General features: G+C 63.8%; 3 protein-coding genes. All 3 read left to right on the top strand.

Annotated features, from left to right (window positions below):
* The first annotated feature begins 255 nt into the window (after positions 1–255).
* The 3 genes from AB0N17_RS45720 to AB0N17_RS45730 are packed head-to-tail and all read left to right on the top strand — an operon-like array spanning position 256 to position 3,172.
* Positions 256–1,257 carry a bifunctional DNA primase/polymerase gene (locus tag AB0N17_RS45720; protein WP_366017593.1) on the top strand — a complete coding sequence of 334 codons (1,002 nt, stop codon included), beginning with the start codon at positions 256–258 and terminating at the stop codon, positions 1,255–1,257.
* Complete coding sequence (locus AB0N17_RS45725; RefSeq protein ID WP_366017594.1) at positions 1,254–2,774, top strand: phage/plasmid primase, P4 family; 1,521 nt, start codon at positions 1,254–1,256, stop codon at positions 2,772–2,774. Before AB0N17_RS45720 ends, AB0N17_RS45725 begins: the two co-directional genes overlap by 4 nt.
* Positions 2,771–3,172: a DUF6009 family protein gene (locus AB0N17_RS45730; RefSeq protein ID WP_366017595.1), complete on the top strand. Its 402-nt coding sequence runs from the start codon at positions 2,771–2,773 to the stop codon at positions 3,170–3,172. The genes AB0N17_RS45725 and AB0N17_RS45730 overlap by 4 nt, the downstream gene beginning before the upstream one ends.
* Positions 3,173–3,391: the final 219 nt, after the last annotated feature.

Here is a 3,391-nt window from a genome sequence, read left to right on the forward strand (position 1 = left end):
GCTGCCGGCTGGGTTCGGTCGCTGTTGGGAGCTTCCTCGACACGGCGTTCGGGTTCTTTGTGCATGTGGTCCACGACCTCACCGGTCACGTTCGCTAGTCTGTGTCCGTCGTTGAGTCGCTTCGGTCGCTGATAGGGGGTCCAGATGTCTGCTGAGCTGCGCTTTCCTCCTAGCGACCCACAGGATTCAGCCCCTGAGTCTTCAGTCGCTGGATCCCTCGCCCTCGCCAGTTGGTGCGCTCGCCAAGGCTGGCCTGTGCATCCTCTTGCGCCTGGCCGCAAGACCCCTGCCGCAAACTGCACCAGGTGCCGCGCCGTGTCCCACCGGCCCGCCGAGTGCCCCTGCCTGGCTGCTGGAAGGTGGTGCCACGGCTTTCATTCAGCGACCCTTGACCAGCAGCGCATTCGTCAGTGGTGGGGCCTCAATCCAGAGTTCGGCGTAGGCGTGGCGTGCGGGCCGGCCGGTCTGGTGGTGATCGACATTGATGCTCATTCGGCTCCGCCGCCCAAGCGTGAACGAGTCCTTCCTGGGATCCCCATTGCCGAGGATGTCGATCTCAGGGGCCTGACCAACGGGTTTCATACTCTCGCTGTGCTCGCTGCACTGCGAGATGAACCAAGTCCCGCTGACGATGAAACGACGCTGCGTGTACGCACCCCATCCGGTGGCCTGCATGTCTGGTACCGGGCGACTGACAACCGTCGCTGGCAGTGCTCTTCTGGATCAAGCCAGGGCCGAGCCCTGGCTTGGCAGGTCGACGTACGAGCTCACGGGGGATACATCATCGCCCCTGGCACCACCACCAGCCACGGTACTTACTCCCCTGCCGGCATGGTCCGAGAGCCTGCGGTCCTGCCGAACTGGCTCGGCCAGGAACTGGAACGTACTGGTCATCTGCCTGCGTCCCACCTACCCGCTCCCCGGTCCGTCCCTCCGCGCGCTCAACAGGCCATCGCGGCCGCGGGCGGCGGCCGGAGCCACCCGCGCGGGATGCTTGCGGCTGTGCTTGCGCCAGTCGAAGCCTGCGGACACGTTCCCGAGGGTGCTGGATTCTCGGACGCCCTCAATCGTGCTGCCTACACCCTCGGCGGACTCGTCGCCGCCGGTCGCCTCGGTCAGGAGGAGGCAGAGCGCGTCTTGAAGGAGACCGCGGCCATGGTACGTCCTGGTCAGGAACGCCGTGCAGAACAGATCATTCGTAGCGGTCTCACGGCGGGACTGAAGCGCCCCCTTTACACCAGTGGGGGCCATCAGTGACATCCCCCAGTAACGAAACTCTCTTCGAATTCGACCCTCACGCTGTCGCTGCCCAAATCCGTAGTCAAGGCACAACAGTCCCGGCCCAGGCGGCCGACACCAAGCGAGTTTCGGCCGGCGAAGCCACCGCTGTTGGGCTGCTGCCCGACACTTTGTCAGATCGCGGCAACGCCAAGTTGTTCGTCAAGCTGTACGCCAACGACTATCGGCACGTCCCCGGAATGGGCTGGTATCGCTGGGACACCACCCGGTGGCAGATCGACGAGGATGACACGGTTTTGTGGGCAGCGGGTGATCTCGCGGAGAATCTCGCTAGTCACGATCCCCGCGGCACCGTCACTACGCAGGCCTTGCAGCAGCACCGGCGCCGAGCCCTGTCAACCACCGGCATCAATGCCATGCTTACCCAGGCGAAGTCCGCACCAGGCATGGTCTTGAACGCCTCGTTGCTGGACGCCGACCCATATGCGCTGTGCACTCCTGACGGGATCGTCGACTTGCGTACTGGGCTGGTGAAGAGCCCCGACCCGAACAAGGACTTTCACTCAAGGTCCACCAGCGTAGGTCCCCAGCACATCCCTGCCCCGCGGTGGGACCGCTTCCTGACCGACACCTTCGGTGACGACACCGAAGGTCGGGAGATGATCGCCTATCTGCAGCTCCTTTTGGGTTATTCCGTCACAGGCGATGTCGGCGGCCAGGTCCTGCCCTTCCTCTTCGGCTCAGGCAAAAACGGTAAGTCTGTGTTGCTGGATGTGCTGATGAAGTTGCTCGGCGACTACGCAGATGCCGCGCCTCCCGGCTTTCTCATGGCCCGTCCCTACGAAGGCCATCCCACCGATTTCGCAGAGCTGCACGGCAGGCGCGTCATCGTCTGTTCCGAGGTGAAGCCCGGCGACAAGTTCGACGAAGCCCGGGTCAAGCTCCTAACCGGAGGCGACAGGATCAAGGCCCGTCGCATGCGGCAGGACTTCTTCAGCTTTCAGCCGACCCACAAGCTGTGGCTACTGGGCAACCACCGGCCTGAGGTGGGTACTGGGGGCTTTGCTTTCTGGCGCCGCATGCGCCTGATCCCGTTCGAACGAGTCGTCCCGGATGACCGCAAGATCGACAACCTTGCTGACATCCTCGTCACCGAGGAAGGTCCCGGGATCCTAGGTTGGCTCATCGACGGCGCACGCCGTTACCTGGCCGGTGATCGTGACCTCACAGGACCTGAACGGGTACGCATCGCCACGACCGCATACGCTGAAACCGAGGATCACACTGGACGCTTCTACGACGAGTGCTGCGTGTTGGGCCCAGATCTGCGAGCTGAACAGACGGCCCTCTACTCGACGTACAAGACGTGGTGCCAGAATGAGGGTGCACCTGCGATGTCCTCCCGAGCGTTCGCAGCGCGCACGAGAGAACTTGTTGGGTTGGCCTCGCCCAAGGAGATGATCCTGTCCAACCAGCGTAAGCACTATCCGGGCATCGGACTGCTCACCGACGAGGAGAGGGACGCCACCCGATGAGCTCCCTGATCACCGAGGACGAGATCAGCCATGAGACCGAGCTGGTCTGGTTGGAGGACCTCACCGACCTTGACTACGTGCGCCAGAGCCTGGATCGGCTCCCCACGCGCCGTGGTAGGCCCGCTTATCACCGCGATGGCCGTATGGTCGGCTACGCCCTCCTCGGCCCCGCCGCGAAGCCATCCCGCTCTTCAGGAACCTTCCGCCGCCGCGTGTTCTGGCTGCTGCCGCATGATCGCGACAGCCAGCCAGACGGCCTCTACGCTAAGGGTGCCCCCGCCGAGGCTGTTGACCCTTGCACCCTTGCTGCCCGGGTCAAGGGTTATAAGACCGAGCGCTCCGAAGGTGGGCCGCCCTCGACGGCCATGCAAGAACTTGGGATAACGCTGCCTCTCTGACGCTCTTGCTGTGTTGGTCAAGTCTGATGTGCGGGCCGGTGGTCGAGTGTCAGCGGGACGCATGCGCGGCGCTGACGTTCCGGGTGCCTCTATGACTCAGGGCACGGGATGATCGGTTTTCGTGGTTGGTAGAAGGTGCCGTCACGGAGCATGGCGAAGAGTGCGTCGGCTCGTTGTCTGGCGAGTCAGAGGGGGGCTTGGGTGTGGTGCTTTCCTGGC

Source organism: Streptomyces sp. NPDC051133 (assembly GCF_040682635.1).
In the GTDB taxonomy this organism is placed as follows: Bacteria; Actinomycetota; Actinomycetes; order Streptomycetales; family Streptomycetaceae; genus Streptomyces.

Bases quoted from the DNA above. Each gene is read 5' to 3' on its own strand.
- AB0N17_RS45730 (WP_366017595.1), top strand. From the start codon at position 2,771: ATGAGCTCCCTGATCACCGAGGACGAGATCAGCCATGAGACCGAGCTG.